This is a genomic window from Pseudomonas sp. H1_D04, from assembly GCF_054683855.1.
Window position 1 is genome coordinate 3,649,509 of the sequence record NZ_CP162826.1, and the last position, 25,007, is coordinate 3,674,515.

Below are 25,007 nucleotides of genomic sequence, written 5' to 3' on the forward strand. Positions count from 1 at the left end.
CGAATATTCCAATATAAAAACAGCCGGTTGGATTTTTGAGGGCGCGAACCCTACCACAAAAAAACGCGATCACCGAATGGATTTACCGGCTTGTGTTCCAGGGTTGGGGAATGGCTACAATCGGCCTTCAATAGAGGCAGTATTGTGCTTCCCGTACATGACAATAATTAGAATCGAGGTAGCGCATGGAGCAAGAAGCCTGGCAAATCCTGATCGTCGAGGACGACGAGCGATTGGCCGAATTGACCCGTGAGTACCTGGAAAGCAACGGCCTGCGTGTTTCGGTTGAAGGCGATGGCGCCCAGGCCGCAGCGCGTATCATCGCCGAGCAACCAGACCTGGTGATCCTCGACCTGATGCTGCCCGGCGAAGATGGCCTGAGCATCTGCCGCAAGGTACGCGAGCGCTACGAGGGCGTGATCCTCATGCTTACCGCGCGCACCGACGACATGGACCAGGTGCTGGGCCTGGACATGGGCGCCGACGACTACGTATGCAAACCCGTGCGCCCCCGGCTGTTGCTGGCGCGTATCCAGGCGCTGCTGCGGCGCAGTGAGCCCGCCGAATCCGCAACGGTAGAAAACCAGCGCCGCCTGGAATTCGGCCCGTTGGTGGTAGACAACGCCCTGCGCGAAGCCTGGCTGCACGACGGCAGTATCGAACTGACCAGCGCTGAATTTGACCTGCTGTGGCTGCTGGTGGCGAATGCCGGGCGCATCCTGTCCCGCGAAGAAATCTTTATCGCCCTGCGCGGTATCGGCTATGACGGCCAAGACCGGTCCATCGATGTACGCATCTCACGAATTCGCCCGAAAATCGGCGACGATCCGATCCATCCGCGTCTGATCAAGACCATTCGTAGCAAAGGCTACTTATTCGTCCCTGAAGCCGCCGCCGATATGTCGCTGTGAACTCGATCTTCCTGCGTATCTACGGCGGCATGTGCGCGGCGCTGATCCTGGTGGCGCTGTTGGGCGTACTGGCCTTGCACCTGCTTAACGAGGTGCGCAGCGGCCAATACCGCGAGCGCCTCGCCCATGGCACCTTTGCCTTGATGGGCGACAACCTGCAACCCATGAGCGCTATCGAACGCCAACGTGCCTTGGCGGTGTGGGAGCGCTTGCTGGGGATCCCCCTGGAACTGCGCAGCCTCACCGACGCACAGTTGGACCTCAGCCAGCGCAACAGCCTGCAACGCGGCCAGGTTCTGGTGCAGCAGACCGGCCCTCACGCCGCCCGTGTTCTGCGCCTGGTCAGCGATAAAGAGCAATGGGTGCTGACGGGTGAGGTGCAGCAGATCAGCGAACAACTGGCCCGTGCGACCATTTACCTGCTGGCTGACGAATTGGTGCGCTTCCCCGTGGCCGAGCAGCCACAAAGGTTGGCGGATATAAAAGAAGCCAAGGGCTTTGGGTTCGAAATGCACCTGATGACCCTCGACCAGGCCGATATGGACGACGACCAGCGCCGCCGCGTGTCGGAGGGCGATACGGTAATGGCCCTGGGCAAGGGTGGCGACTCGATCCGCGTGTTCTCCGGCATCGTCGGTACGCCCTGGGTGCTGGAACTCGGTCCGCTGTATCAAATGAACCCGTACCCGGTGCAGTGGCTGGTCCTGATTGCTTTGATTGGCCTGACCTTGATCGGCTTGATCGTCTATCTGCTGGTGCGTCAGCTTGAGCGCCGGCTGCGTGGCCTGGAGGCGGCCGCGACACGCATTGCCAAGGGCAATCTGGAAGTGCGCGTGCCGGCCCGGGGAGCGGACTCGGTGGGTCGCCTCGCCGCGGCCTTCAATGGCATGGCCGAGCACTTGCAGCAATTGCTGGCGATCCAGCGCGAACTGGTACGTGCGGTGTCCCACGAACTGCGCACGCCGGTAGCGCGCCTGCGCTTCGGATTGGAGATGATCGGCGACGCTGCTACCCCAGAGGCCCGGCGCAAGTACCTGGAAGGCATGGACAGCGATATCCAGGACCTCGATGGCCTGGTGGATGAAATGCTCACCTACGCAAGGCTGGAGCAGGGCGCACCCGAGCTGAGTTTTCAGCGAGTGGACCTTGATGCGTTGCTTGATCAGGTGATTGGCGAATTATCGCCACTGCGCCCACAGGTGACTGTGGCGCGGGGTATCTGCTTGTCATCGGCCCACTGGGATAACGCCTGGGTCGACGCCGAACCCCGCTATTTACACCGTGCCCTGCAAAATCTGGTGAGCAATGCCATGCGCCACGCGCAGAGCCAAGTGCTGATCAGTTATCAGGTGGGTCAGGTGCGCTGTCGAATCGATGTCGAGGACGATGGCCCCGGTGTGCCGGAAAACGCCTGGGAGCGTATTTTTACACCCTTCCTGCGGCTCGACGACAGTCGCACCCGAGCGTCCGGGGGGCATGGCCTGGGCTTGTCGATTGTACGGCGGATTATCTATTGGCACGGCGGGCGCGCATTGATCAGCAAGAGCAACAACCTGGGTGGGGCGTGTTTCAGTTTGAGTTGGCCGAGGGGGCAGGATAAAACCTGACCTATCAGGCGCTGATGCTCACCAGGCTCAAGAGCTGCCCATCATTCACCGCAAACTGCCCAACCAACTCCTTGCCATGGCACCACTCATCCGACAAGTCAGTCAGCAACCGCAGCTTTATATGCCCGGCCTCGGTCCACTCCACCACCTCGGCATGCTCAAAGTAGAAGCGCTTGTGCACAATCGGGTAAAGCGCCTTGAACAGGCTCTCTTTGGCCGAAAACGTAAGCGTCACCAGCAGGGCAATCTGCTCTCGCGCCACACCGCCCATACGCTGCAGCTCGTCGGCTGTCAGAATTTCCCCGGCCAGACGCTCCGCGCGTTCCAGCGTGAGTACATTTTCCAGGTCCATCCCCAACCCGCGCCATTGCGCCTTGTACCCGACAATCGCCGCGGCATGCCCGGTGCTGTGTGTGATCGAGCCACTGATGTGCGCGGGCCAGACCGGTGCACGGTCTTCGCCGATAGCCGGGATGCAGTCAAGCTGATCGAGGTGTTGCAGAGCGGCGCGGGCGCACAGGCGACCGGCCAGAAACTCGGCTTGGCGCTTGGCCACTGAGCGCTGGATGCTCGCCGGTGCCGGCACTGCGCAGCGTTGGAAATCACCGGCTGCCAACAATGCCGGGTCGAAGTGAGTGCCGAGAAACACTGTTCCCGGTAATGGTTCGGGCAGTGGCCAATGGGCGTCGAGTGGTGTGCAGCAAGCGGGCAGAAGATTCATGGGCGGTATTTTGCCGAGTTGAGGCGCCAGAGGATAGCCCGCTGCGGCGCACCGCCTGTTCAGGGGGAGTTCAGGGGCTTTTGCGTAGGCTGACCTCAACAGCCAAACGCGTATGAGGTAACACCATGACTGCGATCAAAAAGCTGATGTTGGCGTTGACCATGCTCAGTGCCACCGCAGGGGTCCAGGCCTCTGATGGTGACTTTGCCGCATTCGGCCGCGAGAAAACCAAGAAAACCAGCACCTTGATTCAACGTGTCAGTTTCGAAGACGCGAGCAGTCAGCCTACGCCTTGGGGCCAGTCCCTGGGCCTTGCTACCCCACAGCCAGCCTACCGCACCGGTTACGCGCACCTGAGTGGCCAGTTCAATGGCATTAAACTGCGCCCGCAAGACCTGCAGGGCCGCTATGATGTCCCCCTGTCGGACAGTTGATTTGCTTTGGAGAGCCTTATGAAATTGCTGGTGGTGGAAGATGAGGCGCTGCTGCGTCATCACCTGTTTACCCGCCTGACCGACAGCGGCCACGTGGTCGAAGCTGTGGCCAACGCCGAAGAGGCGCTTTACCAGGTCGGTCAATTCAACCATGACCTGGCGATTATCGACCTGGGCCTGCCCGGCATGGGCGGCCTGGACCTGATCCGCCAACTGCGCAGCCAGGCCAAAACGTTTCCGATCCTAATCCTCACCGCGCGCGGCAACTGGCAGGACAAGGTCGAAGGCCTGGCCGCCGGTGCTGACGACTACGTGGTCAAACCATTCCAGTTCGAAGAGTTGGAGGCGCGCATGAACGCCTTGCTGCGCCGCTCCAGCGGGTTCACCCAATCGACTATCGTTGCCGGGCCCTTGCTGCTGGACCTCAACCGCAAGCAAGCGTCCCTCGACGAACAGCCCCTGGCGCTGACCGCCTACGAATACCGCATCCTTGAATACCTGATGCGCCACCACCAGCAAGTTGTCGCCAAAGACCGCTTGATGGAACAGCTTTACCCCGACGACGACGAGCGCGATCCAAACGTCATTGAAGTCTTGGTCGGCCGCCTGCGCCGCAAGCTGGAAGGCCCCACAGGGTTCAAGCCGATCGACACCGTGCGTGGCCTGGGCTACCTGTTCAATGAGCGCTGCCGTTGATCCGCTCGTTACGTGTGCGTTTGATGCTGGCGGCAGCGACCCTGGCCGTGTTGTTCATGCTGGGCTTGTTGCCGGCCATGCAGGGCGCTTTCAGTCTGGCGCTGCAGGACTCCATCGAACAGCGCCTGGCGTCGGACGTGACGACGCTGATCTCCGCCGCGCGGGTCGAAAACAACCGCCTGCTGATGCCTGCGCAGTTGCCGGACGAACGTTTCAACCTGACCGATAGCCGTCTGCTCGGCTATATCTACGACCGCGAAGGCCACTTGGTGTGGCGCTCGCGGGCTACCCGGGAAGAAAACATCAACTACAAGCCGCGCTATGACGGGCGAGGCAATGAATTCGCGAGGATTCGCGAAGCGGACGGCCAGGAGTTCTTCGTCTATGACGTGGAGGTCAAGCTGCTCGGCGGCAAGAGCGCGGCGTTCAGTATCGTCGCCCTGCAACCGGTGCGCGAATACCAGCTGACCCTAGAAGGCCTGCGCGAAAACCTCTACTTGGGCTTCGGCGCGGCGTTGCTGGTGCTGCTGACGTTGCTGTGGCTGGGCCTGACCTGGGGCCTCCAAGCCCTGCGGCGGCTGAGTCAGGAGCTTGACCAGATCGAAGGCGGCACCCGCGAAAGCCTGTCCGAACAACACCCACGTGAATTGCTGCGCCTTACCGGCTCCCTCAACCGCTTGCTGCACAGTGAGCGTGAACAACGTACGCGATACCGCGACTCCCTCGATGACTTAGCTCACAGCCTGAAAACCCCGCTCGCCGTGTTGCAAGGCGTGAGTGAAGACATGGCCAAGCGCCCAGAAGACCGCGATCAGGCCTGGGTGCTGCAATCGCAGATCGAACGCATGAGCCAGCAGATCAGCTACCAGTTGCAGCGCGCCAGTTTGCGCAAAAGCGGCCTGGTGCGCCATCAAGTGCGCCTGGAGCCGGTGCTGCAAAGCCTGTGCGATACCTTGGGCAAGGTCTACCGCGACAAGGGGGTCAGGGTGTCCTTTGAACTGCCGCACGCCTGCGATGTGCCGATCGAGAAGGGTGCCTTGCTCGAATTGCTTGGCAACCTGCTGGAAAACGCTTATCGGCTGTGCCTGAGTGAAGTGCGAGTTAGTCTGGTCGAGAACCTCGAAGGCATTGAGTTGTGCATAGAAGATGACGGACCAGGTGTGCCGCCAGATCAGCGCGCGCGGATTTTGCAACGGGGCGAGCGGCTGGACCGCCAGCATCCGGGGCAGGGGATTGGGTTGGCGGTGGTCAAGGACATCATAGAAAGCTACGGGGCGCGACTGACCCTGGGAGATTCACCGCTGGGTGGCGCGGCGTTCAAGATCCACTTTCCATCTGTGTGATCTTCACTGGCTGGGCTGGCCCTATCGGGGGCAAGCCCTCTCCCGCATTTTGAATTTATTCAAGCATCAAACTTTGTAGACGCAGTCAAAGGTGGGAGGGGGCTTGCGCCCGATGATGCCCTCACACACAACGCCTCTCTAACTCTCCCGTGCGCGATAGGCCCCCGGCGTTAACCCTGTCCACTTCTTGAACGCCCGATGAAATGCCGACGGTTCGGAAAATCCCAACTGCTCGGCAATCTCCTGCAACGACAAATCCGCCCGTCCCAGATGGTAGATGGCGATGTCCCGCCGCAACTCATCTTTGAGCGCCTGAAAGCTGGTGCCTTCTTCGCGCAAATGCCTGCGAAGGGTTTGTGGGCTGATGTGCAAGTGCTGAGCGACGGCTTCCAGATCCGGCCACGGCGTGCGATCGCGGCTCAGTAGGCGTCGCAACTGACTGCTCAAGCTATCGCCTTCATCCGGGCGTGACAGCAGGTCAGCGGGAGAGCGCTCCAGAAAGTGCTTGAGGGTGCGCTCATCCTGCAGCAGCGGCATGTTCAGGTAGCGGGCAGGGAACACCAGGCTACTGTTCGGCGAACCGAACACCCGGTCGCAGGGAAACAGCAGGTCATATTCGCTGGAGTGGGCCGGCATCGGGTAGCTGAACGTGGCCTGGTGCAGTCGGATGCGCTGGCCGATCAGCCAACTGCCCAGGCGGTGCCAGATCACCAGCAGGCATTCGCTGAGGAAGTGATCCGGGTCCCACAGTTGGGAGTCATCCAGGCTCAGGCGGGCCATTTCGCCTTCCCGTGTGAGCTGCCAACGCGGGCCTTGTGAGAATAGGCTATAAAATAATAAGCCGCGTTCCAGGGCTTTCTCCAACGTGCGGCAGTGGATCAACGCATGGCACATCATGGCGAAAGTGCCACGTTTGCTCGGACCGTCGGCAAAGCCCAGGTATTCGTCGTCCAACGCCAGCCAAAGCATCTGGAGCAACCGGGTAAATTGCTCCGGCGCAATGCGGGCGCGAGGTTCAGTCAACTGCTCGGGGGTGATGCCCAACTGTTGCAGCAGGCCCGAATAATCGTAACCGGCCCGACGCGCTCCGCCCAGGGCGGCCCGTGCGTAGTGACTGGCGATGGTGCGTTCACGCATGCGGGGCCCTCGTCCATGGAATGGCGGATGGTAGTCAGCACCTGGCAAGGCGACAAGGCGGATATCCGCCAAATTGTAGGACGCGATTGGGTGCGGTGGCGGAAATTCGCCAACCGATTTGGCGCCTGGCGAGGCATCTGAAAACGATCAGCCCTGATGCCTAAAGGCCTTTAGGGCTTTTGAGCAAAGTGGCACGGCGTTTGCGATAAGGATTACAGCGCAGGCCTGGACCTACAGGCTTCGCAAACAACAAATCCCTCCAGTGCAGGAGGGTTCGCAATTCAAGTGTCGTGGGCAATGGCGGATATTTGCCACACGGGACGATTGAGGAATTTTGCAATGACGACTCGTCAGCCAATCTACAAATCCCTGTATTTCCAGGTGATCGTTGCAATCGTTATCGGTATTTTGCTCGGTCACTTCTACCCGCAAACCGGTGTGGCCCTTAAGCCACTGGGTGACGGGTTTATCAAACTGATCAAAATGGTCATCGCCCCGATCATCTTCTGCACCGTTGTCAGCGGCATCGCTGGCATGCAAAGCATGAAATCGGTCGGCAAAACCGGCGGCTACGCGCTGCTGTACTTCGAAATCGTTTCCACCGTCGCCCTGCTGATCGGCCTGATCGTGGTGAACGTTGTGCAACCGGGCGCCGGTATGCACATCGACGTAGCGACCCTGGACGCTTCCAAAGTCGCTGCCTATGTGACTGCTGGCGCAGACCAGAGCATCGTTGGCTTCCTGCTTAACGTGATCCCGAACACCATCGTCGGCGCCTTCGCCAACGGCGACATCCTGCAAGTGCTGATGTTCTCGGTGATCTTCGGTTTTGCCCTGCATCGCCTGGGTGCCTACGGCAAGCCGGTGCTGGACTTCATCGATCGCTTCGCCCACGTGATGTTCAACATCATCAACATGATCATGAAGCTCGCGCCACTTGGTGCCCTGGGCGCCATGGCGTTCACCATCGGTGCCTACGGTGTAGGTTCCCTGGTGCAGTTGGGCCAACTGATGATCTGCTTCTACATCACTTGCCTGTTGTTCGTGCTGGTGGTGCTGGGCGGTATCTGCCGCGCTCACGGTTTCAGCGTCATCAAGCTGATCCGCTACATCCGTGAAGAGCTGCTGATCGTATTGGGTACTTCCTCCTCCGAGTCCGCACTGCCACGCATGCTGATCAAGATGGAGCGTCTGGGTGCCAAGAAATCCGTAGTAGGTCTGGTAATCCCGACTGGCTACTCCTTCAACCTTGACGGTACTTCGATCTACCTGACCATGGCTGCCGTGTTCATCGCTCAAGCGACTGACACCCACATGGACATCACCCACCAGATCACTCTGCTGCTGGTGCTGCTGCTGTCCTCCAAAGGCGCTGCTGGCGTGACCGGTAGTGGCTTCATCGTTTTGGCTGCAACCTTGTCGGCTGTAGGCCACCTGCCGGTTGCCGGCTTGGCGCTGATCCTGGGTATCGACCGCTTCATGTCCGAAGCCCGCGCACTGACCAACCTGGTCGGTAACGCCGTTGCCACCATCGTTGTGGCTAAGTGGGTCAAGGAACTGGACACCGACAAGCTGCAAAGCGAGCTGGCGTCTGGCGGTACCGGTATCTCCGAAACCCGCGAAATCGATGACCTGGGCGTGGCCGAAGGCCCTGCACCTGTCGTCAAGTAAGCCGCTGAAGGCGTGAGCCCACGCTAGCAGCTATACGCAAACGCCCCGACTGGTTCGGGGCGTTTGCGTTTCTGCTCGGCCACTTTTGAATCGCTTTGCTTTACAGTAAATGAATACTTCATCAACAACGCTGGCGGGAGACTGAATGGACAGTGTGGATTTGAATGTCCTGCGCAGCGTGCTGGAATGGCGCCGCGCTGGACAGCGAGTGGTGTTGTACAGCGTGGTCCAGACCTGGGGCAGTGCACCGCGTCCGCCGGGGGCAATGCTAGCCCTGCGGGGCGACGGCGTGGTGATTGGCTCGGTTTCCGGTGGTTGCATCGAGGATGACTTGATCGCGCGGTTGCAGGACGGCCGCTTGCCTGATGACGGCCCGCCGGTACAACTGGTGACCTACGGCGTTACACGCGACGAAGCTGCGCGTTTTGGGCTGCCGTGCGGCGGCACGCTGCGCTTGACCGAGGAGAGGGTGGATGACTGGGGCTGGGTAGAGAAGTTACTGGCGCGCTGCGAGGATCATCAGATTGTTGCTCGGGAGCTAAACCTTGCTACCGGCGAAGTGACCCTGAGCGGCGCGAGCAAGACTGATGTGGTGAGTTTCGACGGTGAACGCTTGCGCGCCATCTATGGACCACGCTGGCGCCTGCTGCTGATCGGCGCCGGGCAACTGTCGCGCTATGTGGCGGAAATGGCGCGTTTGCTGGATTTCGAAGTGCTGATCTGCGACCCGCGCGAAGAGTTCGTGTATGGCTGGGAAGAGCAACATGGCCGCTTTGTGCCGGGTATGCCTGATGAGGCAGTGTTGAATATCCAGACCGACGAACGCACGGCGATTGTCTGCCTCACACACGACCCGCGCCTGGATGACATGGCGTTGCTGACGGCGTTGAATTCCAATGCCTTCTATATCGGCGCGCTAGGTTCAAGGGTCAATACCCAGAAGCGCCGTGAAAACCTCGCCGCACTGGGTTTGTCGGCGGAGGCGATTGCCCGCTTGCATGGGCCGATTGGTTTGCATATCGGCAGCCATACGCCGGCGGAAATCGCGCTGTCGCTGATGGCGGAAATTGTCGCAATCAAGAACGGCGTGGCGCCTATGCAGAAAAAGCCTTTGCCGGTGGTAGCTGAGTGACCGTGACGGCGATTGTGCTGGCGGCAGGGCAGGGCAGCCGCTTCCGAGCAGAGGCTGGGGCCGACCAGGATAAACTGCTGGCGCTCTGTGTAGGTCGCGATGGCGTGACGCGACCTGTGATCGAGCAGGTGCTGTTGAATCTGCCGGCAGACGTAGTGGAGCGCTGGGTGGTGACCTCGCCGGATCGTTCGGAGGTCATTCGGTTGGCGAAGGTGTATGGCTGCAAGGTCTTGCTGCTGCAGTCGGCTGGCATGGGCGACAGTATTGCCGCAGCTGTCGCGGCCAGTGCTTCGGCGCAGGGTTGGCTGGTGGTACTGGGGGATATGCCGTTTATTCAAGCGTCGACGATCGAGCGCGTGATAGACGGCCTGGATAGCATCAATGTGCCGGTACATGCCGGTCAGTATGGCCACCCGGTTGCCTTTGCCCGTGCATTTGGGCCCGCCTTGATGGCGCTGAGTGGCGATCGTGGTGCCAAAGCGTTATTTGTACAGGCTGTTTTGAAGGCGGTGCGGGTGGAGGATTCCGGTGTTTTGTGGGATGTGGATGTGCCCGCGTTATTGCATTACCGCTGACCGGCAGCCACTAAAAAGCCCCGCCTGATCACTCAGGCGGGGCTTTTTAGTGGCTGATGGAATCAGACGAGGGGTTTAGGCTCGTGCTCTTCTTCCAGGGCCTTGTGCTCTACCACGGCTTCAGCAACCGGAGCAGGCGCTTCGACAGCTTCGACTACAGCCGGAGCGGCGGCAGCAGCAGCAGCGGCGGCTGCCTCAGCTTCCTTGCGGCGACGACGCACTTCACGTGGATCGTTCGGCGCACGGCCGTTTTCGCTCAAGGCGCTGGCAGGAGCAGCTTCAACCACGGGTGCTTCAACTTCAGCAACAACCGGGGCTTCAACAGCCACTGGTGCAGGCTCGGCAACCACGACTTCAACCACCGGTGCTGGCGCTTCTTCTACAACAGGCGCTGGCGCGGGAGCTTCAACCGGGGCGGCAGGTTCGGCAGTCCATTGGAAGGCGGTCTGTTCTTCGCGAACTTCACGTACCGCTGGGGCAGCCTCTTCGACAGCCGGAGCTTCAACTACGGCTTCAACCACTGGCTGAGGTTCAACAACCGGCGCAGGTTCAATGGCGACCGCTTCGGTTTCTGGCTGGGCGTCGCGAACCGGGGCTACTTCCACTTCCGGAACCACTGGGGCTTCGATCGGGGTAATTGCCTCAACAGCGGGGGCCTCAACGACCGATTCTTCAACCGCTGGGGTCTCGGCAACTGGTGCTTCTACAGCAGCGGTTTCTTCAACGGCTGCAGTAGCGCGTTCAGCTTGCTCGTGAGCCTGGGCTTCAGCAGGGGCGCTGATGACCGAGCTGGCAACGGCAGCAGTAACGGCCAGGCCGGCAGCCAGTTCGGCACCCGTCGGTTCGTTAGCTTCGTTGGTTGCGCCCTCAGCGTTCTCGCCGGTCTCTTCCGAGCCTTCGATTACGTTGCCGTTGGCATCACGCTGGCGCTCGCGACGGTTGCTGCGACGACGCTGACCACGGGAGCGGCGGCGAGGACGATCGCCTTCGGCGTTGTCCTGACCATCTTCCTGCAGTTGCTCTTCGCCGGTCAGTACTTCTTCCTCTTCGCTGGCGGAAGCAGCTTGCTCGGCGCGTGGTTGACGCTCTTCACGCGGAGGGCGCGGCTGGCGCTCTTCACGGGGGGCGCGTTCTTCACGCGGCTGGCGGGCCGGGCGCTCTTCGGTAGTCGCAGCAGCGGCAGCAGCAACGGCTGGCGCAGCGTCCAGCGGCTCACGCAGTTCACGTACGCGTTCCTCACGCTCGCCACGTGGCTTGCGATCTTCACGCGGAGCACGTGGGGTGCGAGGTGCGCGCTCTTCACGCGGTGCGCGTTCTTCACGGGCTACGGCTGGTGTTTCTTCACGGGCTTCACGAGGCGCACGCTCTTCACGTGGCGCGCGTTCTTCACGCGGTGCACGTTCTTCGCGCGGCTTGCGCTCTTCGTCACGGCGACCGTTGCGGTTGCGGCTCTGCTGACGGCCGTTGCGACGTTCTTCGTTACGTGCCGGGCGCTCGGAGGCTGGTTTTTCAACTACAACCGGGGCCACAGGCTCTTCTTTGGTAGCGAACAGGCTGACCAGCGATTTCACCAGGCCTTTGAACAGGCTCGGCTCAGGCAGGGCGGCTGGTGCAGCAACCGGTGCGGCAGCTTCAACCGGCACTGGTGCGTTGGCACGGGCTGGCGCGGTTTTCACAGCAGCTTCCTGGCGAACCAGAGTGCGGGTCGCGGCGGCTGGCTGGACTTCTTCCACTTCGGCAGCGGCAGCAGCGATTTCGTAGCTGGACTGGCCGCTGTGGGCTTCCGGGCTGTCGTCACGCAGGCGCTGTACTTCGAAGTGCGGCGTTTCGAGGTGATCGTTCGGCAGGATGACGATACGGGCACGGGTGCGCAGTTCAATCTTGGTGATCGAGTTGCGTTTTTCGTTCAGCAGGAAAGCGGCGACCGGGATTGGCACTTGCGCGCGGACTTCGGCGGTGCGGTCTTTCAGGGCTTCTTCTTCGATCAGGCGCAGGATCGCCAGGGACAGCGATTCAACGTCACGGATGATGCCGGTGCCGTTGCAACGCGGGCAGACGATGCCGCTGCTCTCGCCCAGGGATGGGCGCAGGCGCTGACGGGACATTTCCAGCAGGCCGAAGCGCGAGATGCGGCCGACTTGCACGCGGGCACGGTCAGCTTCCAGGCATTCGCGGACTTTCTCTTCCACGGCGCGCTGGTTCTTGGCTGGGGTCATGTCGATGAAGTCGATCACGATCAGGCCGCCGATGTCACGCAGGCGCAGTTGGCGGGCGATTTCTTCAGCCGCTTCCAGGTTGGTCTGCAGGGCGGTTTCTTCGATGTCGCTACCCTTCGTGGCGCGCGCCGAGTTGATGTCGATGGACACCAGTGCTTCGGTCGGGTCGATCACGATGGAGCCACCGGAAGGCAGTTCGACGACGCGCTGGAAAGCGGTCTCGATCTGGCTTTCGATCTGGAAGCGGTTGAACAGCGGAACGCTGTCTTCGTACAGCTTGATCTTGCTGGCGTACTGCGGCATCACCTGGCGGATGAAGGTCAGGGCTTCGTCCTGGGCTTCAACGCTGTCGATCAGCACTTCGCCGATGTCCTGGCGCAGGTAGTCGCGGATGGCGCGGATGATCACGTTGCTTTCCTGATAGATCAGGAACGGCGCGGAACGATCCAGGGACGCTTCTTTGATAGCGGTCCACAGTTGCAGTAGGTAGTCGAGGTCCCACTGCATTTCTTCGCTGCTGCGGCCCAGGCCGGCAGTGCGCACGATCAGACCCATGTCGGCCGGTGCGATCAGGCCGTTCAGCGCTTCACGCAGTTCGTTGCGTTCTTCGCCTTCGATGCGGCGGGAAATGCCGCCAGCACGTGGGTTGTTCGGCATCAGCACCAAGTAACGGCCGGCCAAGGAGATGAAGGTGGTCAGGGCGGCGCCCTTGTTGCCACGTTCTTCTTTTTCGACCTGGACAATGACTTCCTGGCCTTCGCTCAGGACGTCCTTGATGTTCACGCGGCCTTCGGGGGCTTTCTTGAAGTATTCGCGGGAGATTTCTTTGAGGGGCAGGAAGCCGTGGCGCTCGGAGCCGAAATCGACAAAGGCAGCCTCAAGGCTTGGTTCGATGCGAGTAATACGGCCTTTATAGATGTTGGCCTTCTTTTGCTCGCGCGCACCGGATTCGATGTCCAGGTCGTAGAGGCGTTGGCCATCTACCAGTGCAACACGCAACTCTTCGGGTTGAGTTGCGTTAATCAGCATTCTTTTCATGTTGTACCGTCGGTTTCCGGGCTGCCGGAAACGGCGTTCGGCACACACGACTTCTCACGGTCGGTGTCAGGTGCGTCAAGAGTGGTTGGCCACTCCAGTGTCCAGCAAAATCGGCCAATTGGGCCGGTATCGCGACGGACGCGTCCTGCTTGTTAGCGGTGGTGACAAAGGCACCACTTCAACAAAAGCTAAGGTCAGGAGGAGGAATCAACCGGCGACTGTGGACGAGATGAAGCGTCTAAATATAAGCCTAGTGCTACACGGTCCGACGGTTGTGCATCTCCACCCTACACGTATCCCTGATAATTCGGGTGCTGCCGCGCGCAGAATCCGCAGCGGGTTGGCATTTACCGTGTACTCCAATGGGGAGTTCACGCTCATGGCTAAACAAGACTGAATGTGGGCGACTGCGCTCTCACTCAGCTCTTAACAGGCGTTGTTTCCGAAGCATTCGCCGTGGTCTGGCACAAGACTGACTGCACTTTGTGAACTGGCCGTAAATATCGGCGCAGAATGCGAGTATTCACTCTGCGTTCTGCACTCGCTTCAGGCCTCATGTCACCTGCGCTTGTTACAATCTCGAACCTTCCAGGGTGGCGAAAGCCCCGTAGGACGGCCTCGCGTCCTGATGAATTGCGATGGTCAGGGCCGGCAGCTTGCCGCAAGTCCTCTGTCCAGGCCGCTTTTGGCGGCGTTCGCGACTATAGCAGCAATGATTAAGTGCTTCAATTCCATAAAAAATTGTTATCATCGCCGCCATGACGACTACCGCCCCCCAGACCCCCAGCGTCCAGCTGCTTGAGGTCTCGCCGGAATATGCCGGCCAACGCATCGACAACTTTCTCCTGGCCAGGCTCAAAGGCGTGCCCAAGACCTTGATTTACCGCATCTTGCGTAAAGGCGAGGTGCGCGTGAACAAGGGTCGTATCAAGCCCGAGTACAAGCTGCAGGCGGGCGATATCGTCCGTGTGCCGCCAGTGCGCGTGCCTGAGCGGGACGAGCCTGTTCCCCTCGCTCAAGGGCTGCTGCAGCGCCTTGAGGCGTCGATTGTCTTTGAAGACAACAAACTAATCGTGATCAACAAGCCCTGTGGCATTGCTGTGCATGGTGGCAGCGGCCTAACGTTTGGGGTGATCGAAGCCTTTCGCCAGTTGCGCCCGGATGCCAAGGAACTGGAACTGGTCCATCGCCTGGATCGCGATACTTCCGGCCTGTTGATGATCGCCAAGAAGCGCAGCATGTTACGGCACCTGCACACCGCCCTGCGGGGTGATGGCGTGGACAAGCGCTACATGGCGTTGGTGCGTGGCAACTGGGCCAGCTCAATCAAAAGCGTTCGCGCGCCGCTTCAGAAGAGCAATCTGCGCTCGGGCGAGCGCATGGTCGAAGTGGACGAGGAGGGTAAAGAAGCCCTGACCCTGTTCAAGGTGCTGCGCCGCTTCGGTGACTTCGCCACCCTGGTCGAGGCCAAACCGGTCACAGGGCGTACCCACCAGATTCGCGTGCATACCTTGCATGCGGGCCATTGCATTGCCGGTGATACCAAGTACGGCGACGAAGACTTTTCCAAGGAAATTAGAGACTTGGGCGGTAAGCGCCTGTTTCTCCATGCCTACATGCTGACTGTGCCGCTGCCTGATGGTGGCGAGCTGAAGTTGCAGGCGCCTGTCGATGAGATGTGGGCCAAGACCGTGGAGCGTTTGAGTGTCGCACCTTGATTACAAGCTGCTGATTTTTGATTGGGATGGGACGCTGGCCAACTCCATTGGTCGCATTGTCGAGTCGATGCACATGGCGTCCACCCGTTCAGGCTTTGCGTTATGCAGCGATCAGGCGGTCAAGGGCATTATTGGTCTGGGGCTGCCTGAAGCCATCCGTACCCTGTATCCCGAAATCAGTGACGCTGAACTGATAGCGTTTCGCGAGCATTACGCCGATCACTACATTGCGCTGGAGGCAGAGCCGTCGCCGCTGTTTGAGGGCGTTGTGCAATCGCTGGCGGCGTTCCGGGCGCAGGGCTACCACTTGGCAGTTGCTACCGGCAAGGCTCGTCGCGGGCTGGATCGGGTGCTCAAGGCTCATGGTTGGGAAGATTACTTCGACATCACCCGTGCTGCGGATGAAACCGCCAGCAAACCTCACCCTCTGATGCTGGAGCAGATCCTTGCCCATTGCGGCGTGTCGCCGCGTGAGGCGCTGATGGTGGGTGATGCTTCCTTCGATCTGATGATGGCGCGCAACGCCGGCATGGACAGCGTTGCAGTCAGCTATGGTGCCCAGTCCGCTGAGGCGTTACAGCAATACGAGCCTAGGGTCACGATTGATCATTTTTCTGAATTGCAGGCCTGGCTCGGTCGGGCTCAATAAGTCTTTGCTGGGGTTGATGGCATGAGTGATGAGTGGAAAGCGCCTGAAAAGGCTGAAAGCGGTGACGACAAGAGTTGGAAGCTGCTGGAGAAGACGCTCCTGGCCAGCGTCCAGGAGCAGCGTCGTGCGCGGCGCTGGGGGATTTTCTTCAAGCTGCTGACCTTTACTTATCTGTTGCTCATGCTGGCGCTGTTCAGTCCGCTGATGGATATGGAAAAGAGCGCAACCCGTGGCGCGAACTACACCGCGCTGATCGAGGTGCGCGGTGTAATTGCCGACAAGGAGCCGGCAAGCGCCGATAACATCGTCGGCAGCCTGCGTGCTGCGTTCGAAGATCCCAAGGTCAAAGGGGTGATCCTGCGCATCAACAGCCCGGGCGGCAGCCCGGTGCAATCGGGATATGTGTATGACGAGATTCGCCGCCTGCGTGGCCTGCATCCGGATATCAAACTGTACGCCGTGATTTCCGATCTGGGTGCTTCGGGTGCTTATTACATCGCCAGTGCCGCTGATCAGATCTATGCCGACAAGGCCAGTCTTGTGGGCTCCATTGGTGTGACGGCGGCCGGTTATGGGTTTGTTGGCACTATGGAGAAGCTGGGTGTTGAGCGCCGCACCTACACCTCGGGCGAGCACAAAGCGTTTCTGGATCCGTTCCAGCCGCAAAAGCCCGATGAAACCCAATTCTGGCAGAGCGTGCTGGATGCCACTCATCGCCAGTTCATCGCCAGCGTGAAGCAGGGGCGCGGGGATCGTCTGAAGGATAAAGATCATCCTGAGCTGTTCTCGGGGCTGGTGTGGTCCGGTGAGCAGGCGTTGCCGCTGGGTTTGATCGATGGCCTGGGCAGTGCCAGTTCGGTGGCGCGGGATGTGATTGGCGAGAAGGAGTTGGTGGATTTCACGGTTGAGGAATCGCCGTTTGATCGCTTCTCCAAGAAGCTCGGTGCCAGCGTGGCTGAGAAGCTGGCGCTGTACATGGGCTTCCAGGGGCCGACGCTGCGCTAATATCTCAAGTCTGTCGTAGGTCAAAATGTAGAAGGGGCGGTGCGACGATTTGACTTGCCCCCGATAGCGGTGGATCAGTCAACCCAAGGTTGGCTGATACGCTTCTAGCGGGGGGAAAACCCTCTCCCGTATTTGGTTTGCGGTGTTCTTAAGGGACTTGCACGCCTTCGCTGAGTAGCATATCTACCAAGCGAATCAGCGGTAAGCCGACAAGGCTGGTCGCATCTGGCCCGTCGGTGCTTTGGAACAAACTCACGCCCAGCCCTTCCGCCTTGAAGCTGCCCGCGCAGTCATATGGTTGTTCGACACGCAGGTAGCGCTCGATGCGCGCTGCATCCAGCTCGCGCATGTGCACGGTAAAGGGCACGCAGTCGACCTGGCAGTGCCCCGTCTCGCTGTTCAGCAGGGCCAGGCCGGTGAGGAAGCTGACACGCTTGCCGCTGGCGGCCAATAATTGCTCACGCGCATTTTCGAAAGTGTGAGGTTTGCCGATGATGCGGCCTTCCAGTGCGGCGACCTGGTCTGAACCGATGATCAGGTGTCCTGGGTGGCTGGCGGCGAGGGCGCGCGCCTTCGCTTCGGCAAGGCGCTTGACCAGCTCGATGGCGGACTCATTTGCAGCATGGCTTTCGTCGATATCCGGCGAGCTGCAGATGAATGGCAGGTGCAGGCGACTGAGCAATTCCCGGCGATAAACCGAGCTGGAAGCGAGTAATAAAGGCAGCATGTACGACTCCTCAAGGCAGTCGCCGATTCTAGCGGGGCGACCGGCTGACGCACAGGGCTGAATTTCCTTTGACATGGCTGGGTGCATCCCTATAATGCTGCGCCTATGTTGAATGACCCGATTCCACCTCACGTTGACCCGCGCAAATTGGCTGATCGTGGCACTTCCCTTCAAGGTGAATTGCTGCTGGCCGATTTGGAGAGACTCTGCGACCCGCTTTCCGACACTGTCGGTACGGTGCAGGCCAAATTCGTTTTTGAACGAGATGAACGTAAATCTGTGGTAATCCACAGCTTTATCGACACCGAGGTCAAAATGGTTTGCCAGCGTTGTCTTGAGCTGGTCACCCTGCCGATCCACAGCGAGTGCAGTTATGCCGTGGTAAAGGAGGGTGCGAATACCCAGTCGTTGCCGAAAGGTTATGACGTGCTGGAACTGGGCGAAGATCCTTTGGATCTGCATGCACTGATCGAGGAAGAGCTTCTGCTCGCCTTGCCCATTGTGCCTGCTCATCATCCGGAAGAATGCCAGCAGCCGGAGGGTCTCGATGACGAGGCCGAGCCGAGCGAGGACGAGGTAACGCGGTCCAACCCGTTCAGTGTATTGGCGCAGTTAAAGCGTGACCCAAACGTTTAGGAGTTAATCAATTATGGCTGTTCAGCAGAACAAAAAATCCCGTTCCGCCCGTGATATGCGTCGTTCGCACGATGCCCTGACGGCGAGCACTCTGTCTGTAGAAAAAACCACCGGTGAAATTCACCTGCGTCACCACGTATCGCCAGAAGGCGTATACCGTGGCCGTAAAGTGATCGACAAGGGCGCTGACGAGTAATCACTTGTCTGCTCAAGTCATCGCGATTGACGCAATGGGCGGGGACTTCGGTCCCCGCAGCATTGTTCAGGCCTGTATTGCCAGCCTGATTGCTACGCCCTCGCTGCACCTGACCCTCGTCGGTCAACCCTCACTCCTTGAAGAATTGATCGCCAGCCATCCGGTTGTGGATCGCGCGCGCCTGACGATTACGCCGGCCAGCGAAACCATCAGCATGGATGACAAGCCTGCTTCGGCCCTGCGCGGCAAGCCTGACTCTTCAATGCGAGTGGCCTTGGAGTTATTGCGTGATGGCAAGGTGCAAGCCTGTGTCAGTGCAGGTAACACCGGGGCGTTGATGGCACTGTCACGGTATGTGCTCAAGACGATGCCTGGCATAGACCGGCCCGCGATGGTCGCGGCGATTCCAACGCAGAAAGGCTACTGCCAACTGCTGGACTTAGGTGCGAACGTGGATTGCAGTGCCGAGCACTTGTTCCAGTTCGCCGTGATGGGCTCGGTGGCCGCAGAAGCGCTGGGTATAGCCCGGCCGCGTGTGGCCTTGCTGAATATCGGCACTGAAGACATCAAGGGCAATCAGCAGGTCAAGCTTGCCGCCAGTCTGTTGCAGGGCGCGCGGGGCTTGAATTACATCGGTTTTGTCGAGGGTGACGGTGTTTACCGCGGCGAAGCGGATGTGGTGGTCTGCGATGGGTTTGTCGGCAATATCCTGCTTAAATCCAGCGAAGGCCTGGCGACCATGATCGCTGTGCGCATTGAGGCGTTGTTCAGGCGTAATCTGGTATCGCGCATCGTAGGTGCTCTGGCGCTACCTTTGATGCGACGTCTGCAGGCCGACCTGGCTCCGGCGCGGCACAATGGTGCGAGCTTTCTGGGGTTGCAGGGGATTGTGGTGAAGAGTCACGGTTCAGCCGGTGTTGAAGGCTTTCAAAGTGCTATTGCGCGGGCCTTGATCGAGATTCAGGAAAACCTGCCGCAACGCTTGCACGGCCGTCTTGAGGATCTGTTGCCTTAGGCGAATTGGCTCGGGAGTGCTTAAATGTGACCGGCCAGTTCAATTGACCATCCAATCTGTCAGTTTCGCGCGCTCCCATAGTCGGCGCGCGCATTTTTGACGACCAGATCATTAGGGGCTTGTTACATGTCTACATCCCTCGCATTCGTCTTTCCAGGGCAGGGTTCGCAGTCCCTCGGCATGTTGGCCGAGCTGGGCGCGCAATACCCGCTGATCCTGGATACCTTCAAGGAAGCTTCCGAGGCCCTGGGTTACGACCTGTGGGCGCTGACCCAGCAGGGGCCGGAAGAGCAGCTCAATCAAACCGATAAAACGCAACCGGCCATCCTGACCGCTTCGATCGCCTTGTGGCGCCTGTGGCTGGCCGAAGGTGGCGCGCGCCCGGCATTCGTCGCCGGTCACAGCTTGGGCGAATACAGCGCCTTGGTTGCTGCGGGCAGCCTGACCCTCGCCGAAGCGGTCAAGCTGGTCGAGCGTCGTGGTCAACTGATGCAGGAAGCCGTTCCGGCCGGGCAGGGCGGCATGGCCGCTATTCTGGGCCTGGACGACGCAGTAGTGATCGAAGCCTGCGCCGAAGCGGCCCAGGGCGAAGTGGTCAGCGCAGTGAATTTCAACTCCCCTGGCCAGGTGGTGATCGCCGGTGCCAAGGCGGCAGTCGAGCGCGCCATCGAAGGCTGCAAGGCGCGTGGCGCCAAGCGTGCGCTGCCGTTGCCGGTGAGCGTGCCGTCCCACTGCGAGCTGATGCGCCCGGCGGCCGAGCGTTTTGCCGAGTCCATCGCAGCCATCAACTGGCAGGCACCGCAAATTCCTCTGGTGCAGAACGTCAGCGCGGCCGTGGCGGTCGACCTCGACACGCTCAAGCGGGACCTGCTGGAGCAACTCTACAAGCCTGTGCGCTGGGTCGAGTCGGTCCAAACCCTGGCCGCCAACGGCGCCACCGAGCTGGTCGAGTGCGGCCCAGGCAAAGTCCTGGCTGGTCTGAACAAGCGTTGCGCCGACGGCGTGTCGACTGCCAACCTCAATACCCCGGATGCCTTCGCTGCCGCTCGTGCGGCGCTGGCCTGATCCCCGAACTTAGGAGAAGCCTGCATGAGTCTGCAAGGTAAAGTTGCACTGGTTACCGGCGCGAGCCGTGGCATTGGCCAGGCTATCGCCCTGGAACTGGGCCGTCAGGGTGCCGTTGTGATCGGCACCGCCACTTCCGCTTCGGGCGCCGAGCGTATCGCCGCGACCCTGAAGGAAAATGGCGTTCAAGGCACTGGCCTTGAGCTGAACGTGACCAGCGATGAGTCTGTGGCTGCTGTATTGGCCGAGATCACTGCACAGTTCGGCGCACCGGCTATTCTGGTGAACAATGCCGGTATCACGCGCGACAATCTGATGATGCGTATGAAAGACGACGAGTGGTACGACGTGGTCGATACCAACCTGAACAGTCTGTTTCGCCTGTCCAAGGGCGTTTTGCGCGGCATGACCAAGGCTCGTTGGGGTCGAATTATCAATATTGGCTCCGTAGTGGGTGCCATGGGCAACGCAGGCCAAGTAAACTACGCAGCTGCCAAGGCTGGTCTGGAAGGTTTCAGTCGTGCTTTGGCACGTGAGGTCGGCTCGCGGTCGATTACGGTCAACTCGGTGGCCCCAGGGTTCATTGACACCGATATGACCCGCGAACTGCCGGAAGCACAGCGTGAAGGCTTGCTGACGCAGATTCCGCTGGGCCGTCTGGGCCAGGCTCAAGAGATCGCGAATGTGGTCACTTTCCTGGCATCCGACGGTGCGGCATACGTGACTGGGGCTACAATCCCGGTGAACGGCGGGATGTACATGAGTTAAATTGTGACGGATCGCTTCAAAAAAATGTCATATGAGCTGTCTAAAATCCGTTATAAAGCTGCAACTTAATTTATAGGCAGGTGGCGGACCGGGTACAGGGTGAAGCTTTCAGTTGAAAAGCTGAAAAGGCTTTCTATACACTTACCCACTGGCCAGCTGCCTGAATTTGTCCATTAGGAGTTAAACAAGGTATGAGCACCATCGAAGAGCGCGTCAAGAAAATCGTTGCCGAGCAACTGGGCGTCAAAGAAGAAGAAGTGACCAACACTGCTTCCTTCGTAGAAGACCTGGGTGCCGATTCCCTTGACACCGTTGAGCTGGTGATGGCTCTGGAAGAGGAATTCGAGACCGAAATCCCGGACGAAGAAGCTGAAAAAATCACTACTGTTCAAGCTGCTATCGACTACGTTACTGCCCACCAGGCGTAATAGTTTGTAGTCGTCGCTTGCTGTTAGGGAAAACCGCACTGCTGTAACGGCGTGCGGTTTTTTCTTTAGCGGTGATGAAAAAGTAAGCTCTGAAGCAAAGTGTCGTCATTAGAAAAAGGAGAGTGCTGTGTCGCGTAGACGCGTCGTAGTCACCGGTATGGGTATGTTGTCGCCACTGGGTACGGATGTGCCGAGCAGTTGGCAGGGCATTCTGGCTGGCCGCAGTGGTATTGGTCTGATCGAACACACGGACCTTTCTGCCTATTCCACCCGTTTTGGCGGCTCGGTAAAGGGGTTCAATGTCGAGGAATATCTCTCGATCAAAGAGTCCCGCAAACTCGACCTGTTCATTCAATACGGCCTGGCAGCCGGTTTTCAGGCAGTGCGTAACGCCGGCCTGGAAGTCACTGATGCCAACCGTGAACGCATCGGCGTGGCGATGGGGTCTGGTATTGGTGGTCTGACCAATATCGAAGAAACCAGCCGCACGTTGCACGATACTGGCCCTCGTCGAATTTCACCGTTCTTCGTGCCTGGCTCGATCATCAATATGATTTCCGGCTTCCTGTCCATCCACCTGGGTGCACAGGGACCGAACTACGCCATCGCTACGGCGTGCACAACCGGCACGCATTGCATCGGCATGGCAGCGCGCAACATTGCCTACGACGAAGCCGACGTGATGATCGCCGGCGGTGCCGAAATGGCAGCCTGCGGCCTGGGTATGGGCGGCTTTGGCGCATCCCGTGCGCTATCGACCCGCAATGACGAGCCGACCCGCGCCAGCCGTCCGTGGGACAAGGGTCGTGACGGCTTCGTACTGTCCGATGGTGCTGGTGCCCTGGTGCTGGAGGAGTTGGAGCACGCTAAGGCGCGCGGAGCCACCATCTATGCCGAGCTGATCGGCTTTGGCATGAGCGGCGACGCCTACCACATGACCTCGCCACCGTCTGACGGTGCCGGCGCTGCGCGCTGTATCACCAACGCATTGCGTGATGCGAAGGTCAATGTCGATCAGGTGCAGTACATCAACGCCCATGGCACTTCGACCCCGACCGGTGACTTGGCGGAAGCTGAGGCCATCAAGTCGGTGTTCGGCGAGCACGCTTACAAGCTGGCTGTCAGCTCCACCAAGTCCATGACCGGTCACCTGCTGGGTGCGGCGGGCGCGGTCGAGGCGATCTTCAGCGTGATGGCCATCAAGGATCAGGTCGCTCCGCCGACCATCAACCTGGATGAGCCGGATGAAGGCTGCGACCTGAACTTCGTACCGCACGAGCCGCAACAGATGCCGATCGACGTTGCGATCTCCAACTCGTTCGGATTTGGTGGCACCAACGGTTCCCTGGTGTTCCGCCGGTACGCCGAGTGATGCACAGCTGGGTCGACGGTCAGCCAGCGGACAACGTGCCCCTGAAAGATCGCGGCCTGGCGTATGGCGATGGCCTGTTCGAGACCGTCGCCGTCAAGGCCGGGCAGCCCCTGCTACTCGACCGCCACCTGCAGCGCCTTGATGAGGGCTGCAGGCGCTTTGCGTTCGTGGTCGATCTCGGGTTGATCCGCAACGAAGTGCTTGCCTATGCCGCCGCCCTCGGTGACGGTGTCCTCAAGCTGATCCTTACCCGTGGCGACAGCCTGCGCGGTTACGGCATCAATCCCGACGCACCTGTGCGCCGTATCCTGCAGGGCAGTCCGCCCGCCACCTATCCCCACGCCCATGGAGCCGACGGCATTCGCCTGTTTCCGTGCGCTACCCGTTTGGCGGAGCAGCCCTTGCTGGCCGGCCTGAAGCACCTTAACCGCCTGGAGCAGGTGATCGCGCGTGCCGAATGGCAAGATGTCGAACATGCTGAAGGTTTGATGCTTGATATGTCCGGCCGCGTCATTGAGGGCGTATTCAGCAATCTGTTTCTCGTGCGTAACGGCTTGTTACTAACCGCCGATCTGAAGCGTTGCGGTGTCGCGGGCGTGATGCGTGCCGAGATCCTGGACCAGGCACAATCGCTGGGCATCCCGGTGGCCGTGGCCGACATCACTGTCGAGCAACTGCAGCAGGCCGACGAAGTCTTTGTCTGTAACAGCGTGTATGGCATTTGGCCGGTGGGCGGCTGTGCTGCGATGAGCTGGCCGGTTGGGCCGCTCACCCGTAAACTGCAGGGCATTGTTCGCGCGCTATTGGATATCTGAGTTGATACGAAAACTGATTGTACTGCTGCTGATCGGTCTGTTCTCGGCAGCTTTGCTGTTGGGGGTCTGCGCCTGGAAATACGACGCTGCCTTGAAGCAGCCGCTGAATCTGACCCAAGAGCAGTTGCTCGATGTGCCGGCAGGGGCGACTCCGACCGGCACCTTCAATCGACTGGAAGCCGACGGCGTGATCGACGGAGCCTTCTGGCTGCGTCTGTATTGGCGCTTCAACCTCGACGGCCAACCGCTGCATAGCGGCGAATACCGCATGACGCCGGGCATGACCGCCGAAGGCCTGATCGGCCTCTGGCAGCGTGGCGACGTGGTGCAATACAGTCTGACACTGGTGGAAGGCTGGAACTTCCGCCAAGTGCGTTCGGCCCTGGCCAAGCATGAAAAGATCGTACAGAGCCTCTCCGGACTGAGTGACAGCGAAGTGATGGAGAAACTTGGTCACCCTGGGGTGTTTCCCGAAGGGCGATTCTTCCCGGATACGTATCGATTCGTGCGCGGCATGACCGACGTCGAATTCCTTAAAAAAGCTTACAACCGCCTTGACGACGTACTGGCCCAGGAATGGAGCAAGCGCGCCCCCGATGTGCCGTACACCGACCCTTATCAAGCGCTGATCATGGCGTCTCTGGTGGAAAAAGAGACCGGTGTGCCTGAGGAGCGTGGCCAGATTGCCGGTGTGTTCGTCCGCCGTCTGAAGATCGGCATGCTGCTGCAGACCGACCCTACGGTGATCTACGGCCTGGGTGAGCGTTACAACGGCAAGTTGACGCGCGCTCACCTCAAGGAATCCAACCCTTACAACACCTACATGATTGCCGGGCTGCCGCCGACGCCAATCGCCATGGTCGGCCGCGAGGCGATCCATGCCGCATTGAACCCGGTGTCTGGCAGCAGCCTGTATTTCGTCGCCCGTGGCGATGGCAGTCATATTTTCTCCGATGACCTGGGTGCGCATAATGCCGCCGTGCGTGAGTTCCAGCTCAAACGCCGTGCCGATTACCGCTCGAGTCCGGCACCGGTGGTAAAACCGCCGGAAGATGCAACGCCGCCAACGGAAGCGCCCGCCGAGCCCGTGCTGGACACCACCGCGCCGCAAAGCCCGCAATGACTCTGACTA

Annotated in this window: 24 protein-coding genes; 20 read left to right on the forward strand and 4 right to left on the reverse strand. The window is 59.9% G+C overall.

Going from position 1 to position 25,007, the window contains the following annotated elements:
• The first annotated feature begins 185 nt into the window (after nt 1–185).
• Together AB4N82_RS16920 and AB4N82_RS16925 are read left to right on the forward strand one after the other, a co-directional pair.
• On the forward strand, nt 186–911 hold the full coding sequence (locus AB4N82_RS16920; protein ID WP_032886784.1) for a response regulator: 726 nt from the start codon (nt 186–188) through the stop codon (nt 909–911).
• Nucleotides 908–2,518, forward strand: a complete 1,611-nt coding sequence (locus tag AB4N82_RS16925; protein ID WP_032886785.1) for an ATP-binding protein — start codon at nt 908–910, stop codon at nt 2,516–2,518. Before AB4N82_RS16920 ends, AB4N82_RS16925 begins: the two co-directional genes overlap by 4 nt.
• Before the next feature lie 4 nt (nt 2,519–2,522).
• Here the strand turns inward: AB4N82_RS16925 and AB4N82_RS16930 are convergent, their stop codons facing one another.
• Complete coding sequence (locus tag AB4N82_RS16930; RefSeq protein WP_122764449.1) at nt 2,523–3,239, reverse strand: 4'-phosphopantetheinyl transferase family protein; 717 nt, start codon at nt 3,237–3,239, stop codon at nt 2,523–2,525.
• A 125-nt stretch (nt 3,240–3,364) separates the two neighbouring features.
• Here AB4N82_RS16930 and AB4N82_RS16935 point away from each other — a divergent pair, with 125 nt between their 5' ends.
• Genes AB4N82_RS16935 through AB4N82_RS16945 form a run of 3 tightly spaced genes read left to right on the forward strand, consistent with a single transcriptional unit; the run spans nt 3,365 to nt 5,712 of the window.
• On the forward strand, nt 3,365–3,673 hold the full coding sequence (locus tag AB4N82_RS16935) for a hypothetical protein (RefSeq protein ID WP_032886787.1): 309 nt from the start codon (nt 3,365–3,367) through the stop codon (nt 3,671–3,673).
• 18 nt (nt 3,674–3,691) lie between these two features.
• Nucleotides 3,692–4,369 (forward strand): response regulator, encoded by a 678-nt coding sequence (locus AB4N82_RS16940; protein WP_032886788.1) that lies wholly within the window; start codon nt 3,692–3,694, stop codon nt 4,367–4,369.
• Nucleotides 4,366–5,712 (forward strand): ATP-binding protein, encoded by a 1,347-nt coding sequence (locus tag AB4N82_RS16945; protein ID WP_032886789.1) that lies wholly within the window; start codon nt 4,366–4,368, stop codon nt 5,710–5,712. The genes AB4N82_RS16940 and AB4N82_RS16945 overlap by 4 nt, the downstream gene beginning before the upstream one ends.
• 138 nt (nt 5,713–5,850) lie before the next feature.
• On the opposite strand, the gene AB4N82_RS16950 is transcribed toward AB4N82_RS16945, so the two are convergent.
• The gene (locus AB4N82_RS16950) at nt 5,851–6,849 is read right to left on the reverse strand and encodes an AraC family transcriptional regulator (protein WP_122764448.1); all 999 of its coding nucleotides are present in this window, start codon (nt 6,847–6,849) and stop codon (nt 5,851–5,853) included.
• Between the two features lie 339 nt (nt 6,850–7,188).
• On the opposite strand from AB4N82_RS16950, the gene AB4N82_RS16955 reads away from it, so the two are divergent.
• From AB4N82_RS16955 to AB4N82_RS16965, 3 genes are all read left to right on the forward strand, one after another.
• On the forward strand, nt 7,189–8,520 hold the full coding sequence (locus AB4N82_RS16955) for a dicarboxylate/amino acid:cation symporter (RefSeq protein WP_032886791.1): 1,332 nt from the start codon (nt 7,189–7,191) through the stop codon (nt 8,518–8,520).
• Between the two features lie 145 nt (nt 8,521–8,665).
• Entirely contained in the window at nt 8,666–9,652 is a 987-nt protein-coding gene (locus AB4N82_RS16960) for an XdhC family protein (protein WP_095185674.1), read from the forward strand.
• A complete protein-coding gene (locus tag AB4N82_RS16965) occupies nt 9,649–10,227 on the forward strand; it encodes a nucleotidyltransferase family protein (RefSeq protein ID WP_122764447.1) in 579 nt (192 codons plus the stop codon). The genes AB4N82_RS16960 and AB4N82_RS16965 overlap by 4 nt, the downstream gene beginning before the upstream one ends.
• 62 nt (nt 10,228–10,289) lie before the next feature.
• Here AB4N82_RS16965 and rne read toward each other — a convergent pair whose 3' ends face one another.
• Nucleotides 10,290–13,481 (reverse strand): ribonuclease E, encoded by a 3,192-nt coding sequence (rne, locus tag AB4N82_RS16970; RefSeq protein ID WP_122764446.1) that lies wholly within the window; start codon nt 13,479–13,481, stop codon nt 10,290–10,292.
• 758 nt (nt 13,482–14,239) lie between these two features.
• On the opposite strand from rne, the gene rluC reads away from it, so the two are divergent.
• The 3 genes from rluC to AB4N82_RS16985 are packed head-to-tail and all read left to right on the forward strand — an operon-like array spanning nt 14,240 to nt 16,853.
• Entirely contained in the window at nt 14,240–15,199 is a 960-nt protein-coding gene (rluC, locus tag AB4N82_RS16975) for a 23S rRNA pseudouridine(955/2504/2580) synthase RluC (protein WP_032886795.1), read from the forward strand.
• The gene (locus AB4N82_RS16980; RefSeq protein WP_095185671.1) at nt 15,186–15,848 is read left to right on the forward strand and encodes an HAD-IA family hydrolase; all 663 of its coding nucleotides are present in this window, start codon (nt 15,186–15,188) and stop codon (nt 15,846–15,848) included. Before rluC ends, AB4N82_RS16980 begins: the two co-directional genes overlap by 14 nt.
• Nucleotides 15,849–15,869: 21 nt before the next feature.
• On the forward strand, nt 15,870–16,853 hold the full coding sequence (locus tag AB4N82_RS16985; protein WP_122681226.1) for a S49 family peptidase: 984 nt from the start codon (nt 15,870–15,872) through the stop codon (nt 16,851–16,853).
• Nucleotides 16,854–17,001: 148 nt separating this feature from the next.
• Here the strand turns inward: AB4N82_RS16985 and AB4N82_RS16990 are convergent, their stop codons facing one another.
• Nucleotides 17,002–17,580, reverse strand: a complete 579-nt coding sequence (locus AB4N82_RS16990; RefSeq protein ID WP_122681225.1) for a Maf family protein — start codon at nt 17,578–17,580, stop codon at nt 17,002–17,004.
• 105 nt (nt 17,581–17,685) lie between these two features.
• Here AB4N82_RS16990 and AB4N82_RS16995 point away from each other — a divergent pair, with 105 nt between their 5' ends.
• The 9 genes from AB4N82_RS16995 (at nt 17,686) to mltG (ending at nt 24,998) form a co-directional block, all read left to right on the forward strand.
• Entirely contained in the window at nt 17,686–18,216 is a 531-nt protein-coding gene (locus tag AB4N82_RS16995; RefSeq protein ID WP_032886799.1) for a YceD family protein, read from the forward strand.
• A gap of 13 nt (nt 18,217–18,229) precedes the next feature.
• On the forward strand, nt 18,230–18,412 hold the full coding sequence (rpmF, locus tag AB4N82_RS17000; RefSeq protein WP_008152339.1) for a 50S ribosomal protein L32: 183 nt from the start codon (nt 18,230–18,232) through the stop codon (nt 18,410–18,412).
• Nucleotides 18,413–18,416: 4 nt separating this feature from the next.
• Nucleotides 18,417–19,427 (forward strand): phosphate acyltransferase PlsX, encoded by a 1,011-nt coding sequence (gene plsX, locus AB4N82_RS17005; RefSeq protein WP_460102327.1) that lies wholly within the window; start codon nt 18,417–18,419, stop codon nt 19,425–19,427.
• A gap of 126 nt (nt 19,428–19,553) precedes the next feature.
• Nucleotides 19,554–20,492, forward strand: a complete 939-nt coding sequence (gene fabD, locus AB4N82_RS17010; protein ID WP_032886801.1) for an ACP S-malonyltransferase — start codon at nt 19,554–19,556, stop codon at nt 20,490–20,492.
• 24 nt (nt 20,493–20,516) lie between these two features.
• Entirely contained in the window at nt 20,517–21,260 is a 744-nt protein-coding gene (gene fabG, locus AB4N82_RS17015) for a 3-oxoacyl-ACP reductase FabG (RefSeq protein WP_032886802.1), read from the forward strand.
• Nucleotides 21,261–21,451: 191 nt separating this feature from the next.
• The gene (gene acpP, locus AB4N82_RS17020) at nt 21,452–21,688 is read left to right on the forward strand and encodes an acyl carrier protein (protein ID WP_010566559.1); all 237 of its coding nucleotides are present in this window, start codon (nt 21,452–21,454) and stop codon (nt 21,686–21,688) included.
• Between the two features lie 127 nt (nt 21,689–21,815).
• On the forward strand, nt 21,816–23,060 hold the full coding sequence (gene fabF, locus AB4N82_RS17025; protein ID WP_032886804.1) for a beta-ketoacyl-ACP synthase II: 1,245 nt from the start codon (nt 21,816–21,818) through the stop codon (nt 23,058–23,060).
• Entirely contained in the window at nt 23,060–23,875 is an 816-nt protein-coding gene (gene pabC / locus AB4N82_RS17030; protein WP_122764445.1) for an aminodeoxychorismate lyase, read from the forward strand. The genes fabF and pabC overlap by 1 nt, the downstream gene beginning before the upstream one ends.
• Nucleotide 23,876: 1 nt before the next feature.
• Complete coding sequence (gene mltG / locus AB4N82_RS17035; RefSeq protein WP_122764444.1) at nt 23,877–24,998, forward strand: endolytic transglycosylase MltG; 1,122 nt, start codon at nt 23,877–23,879, stop codon at nt 24,996–24,998.
• Nucleotides 24,999–25,007 lie beyond the last annotated feature (9 nt).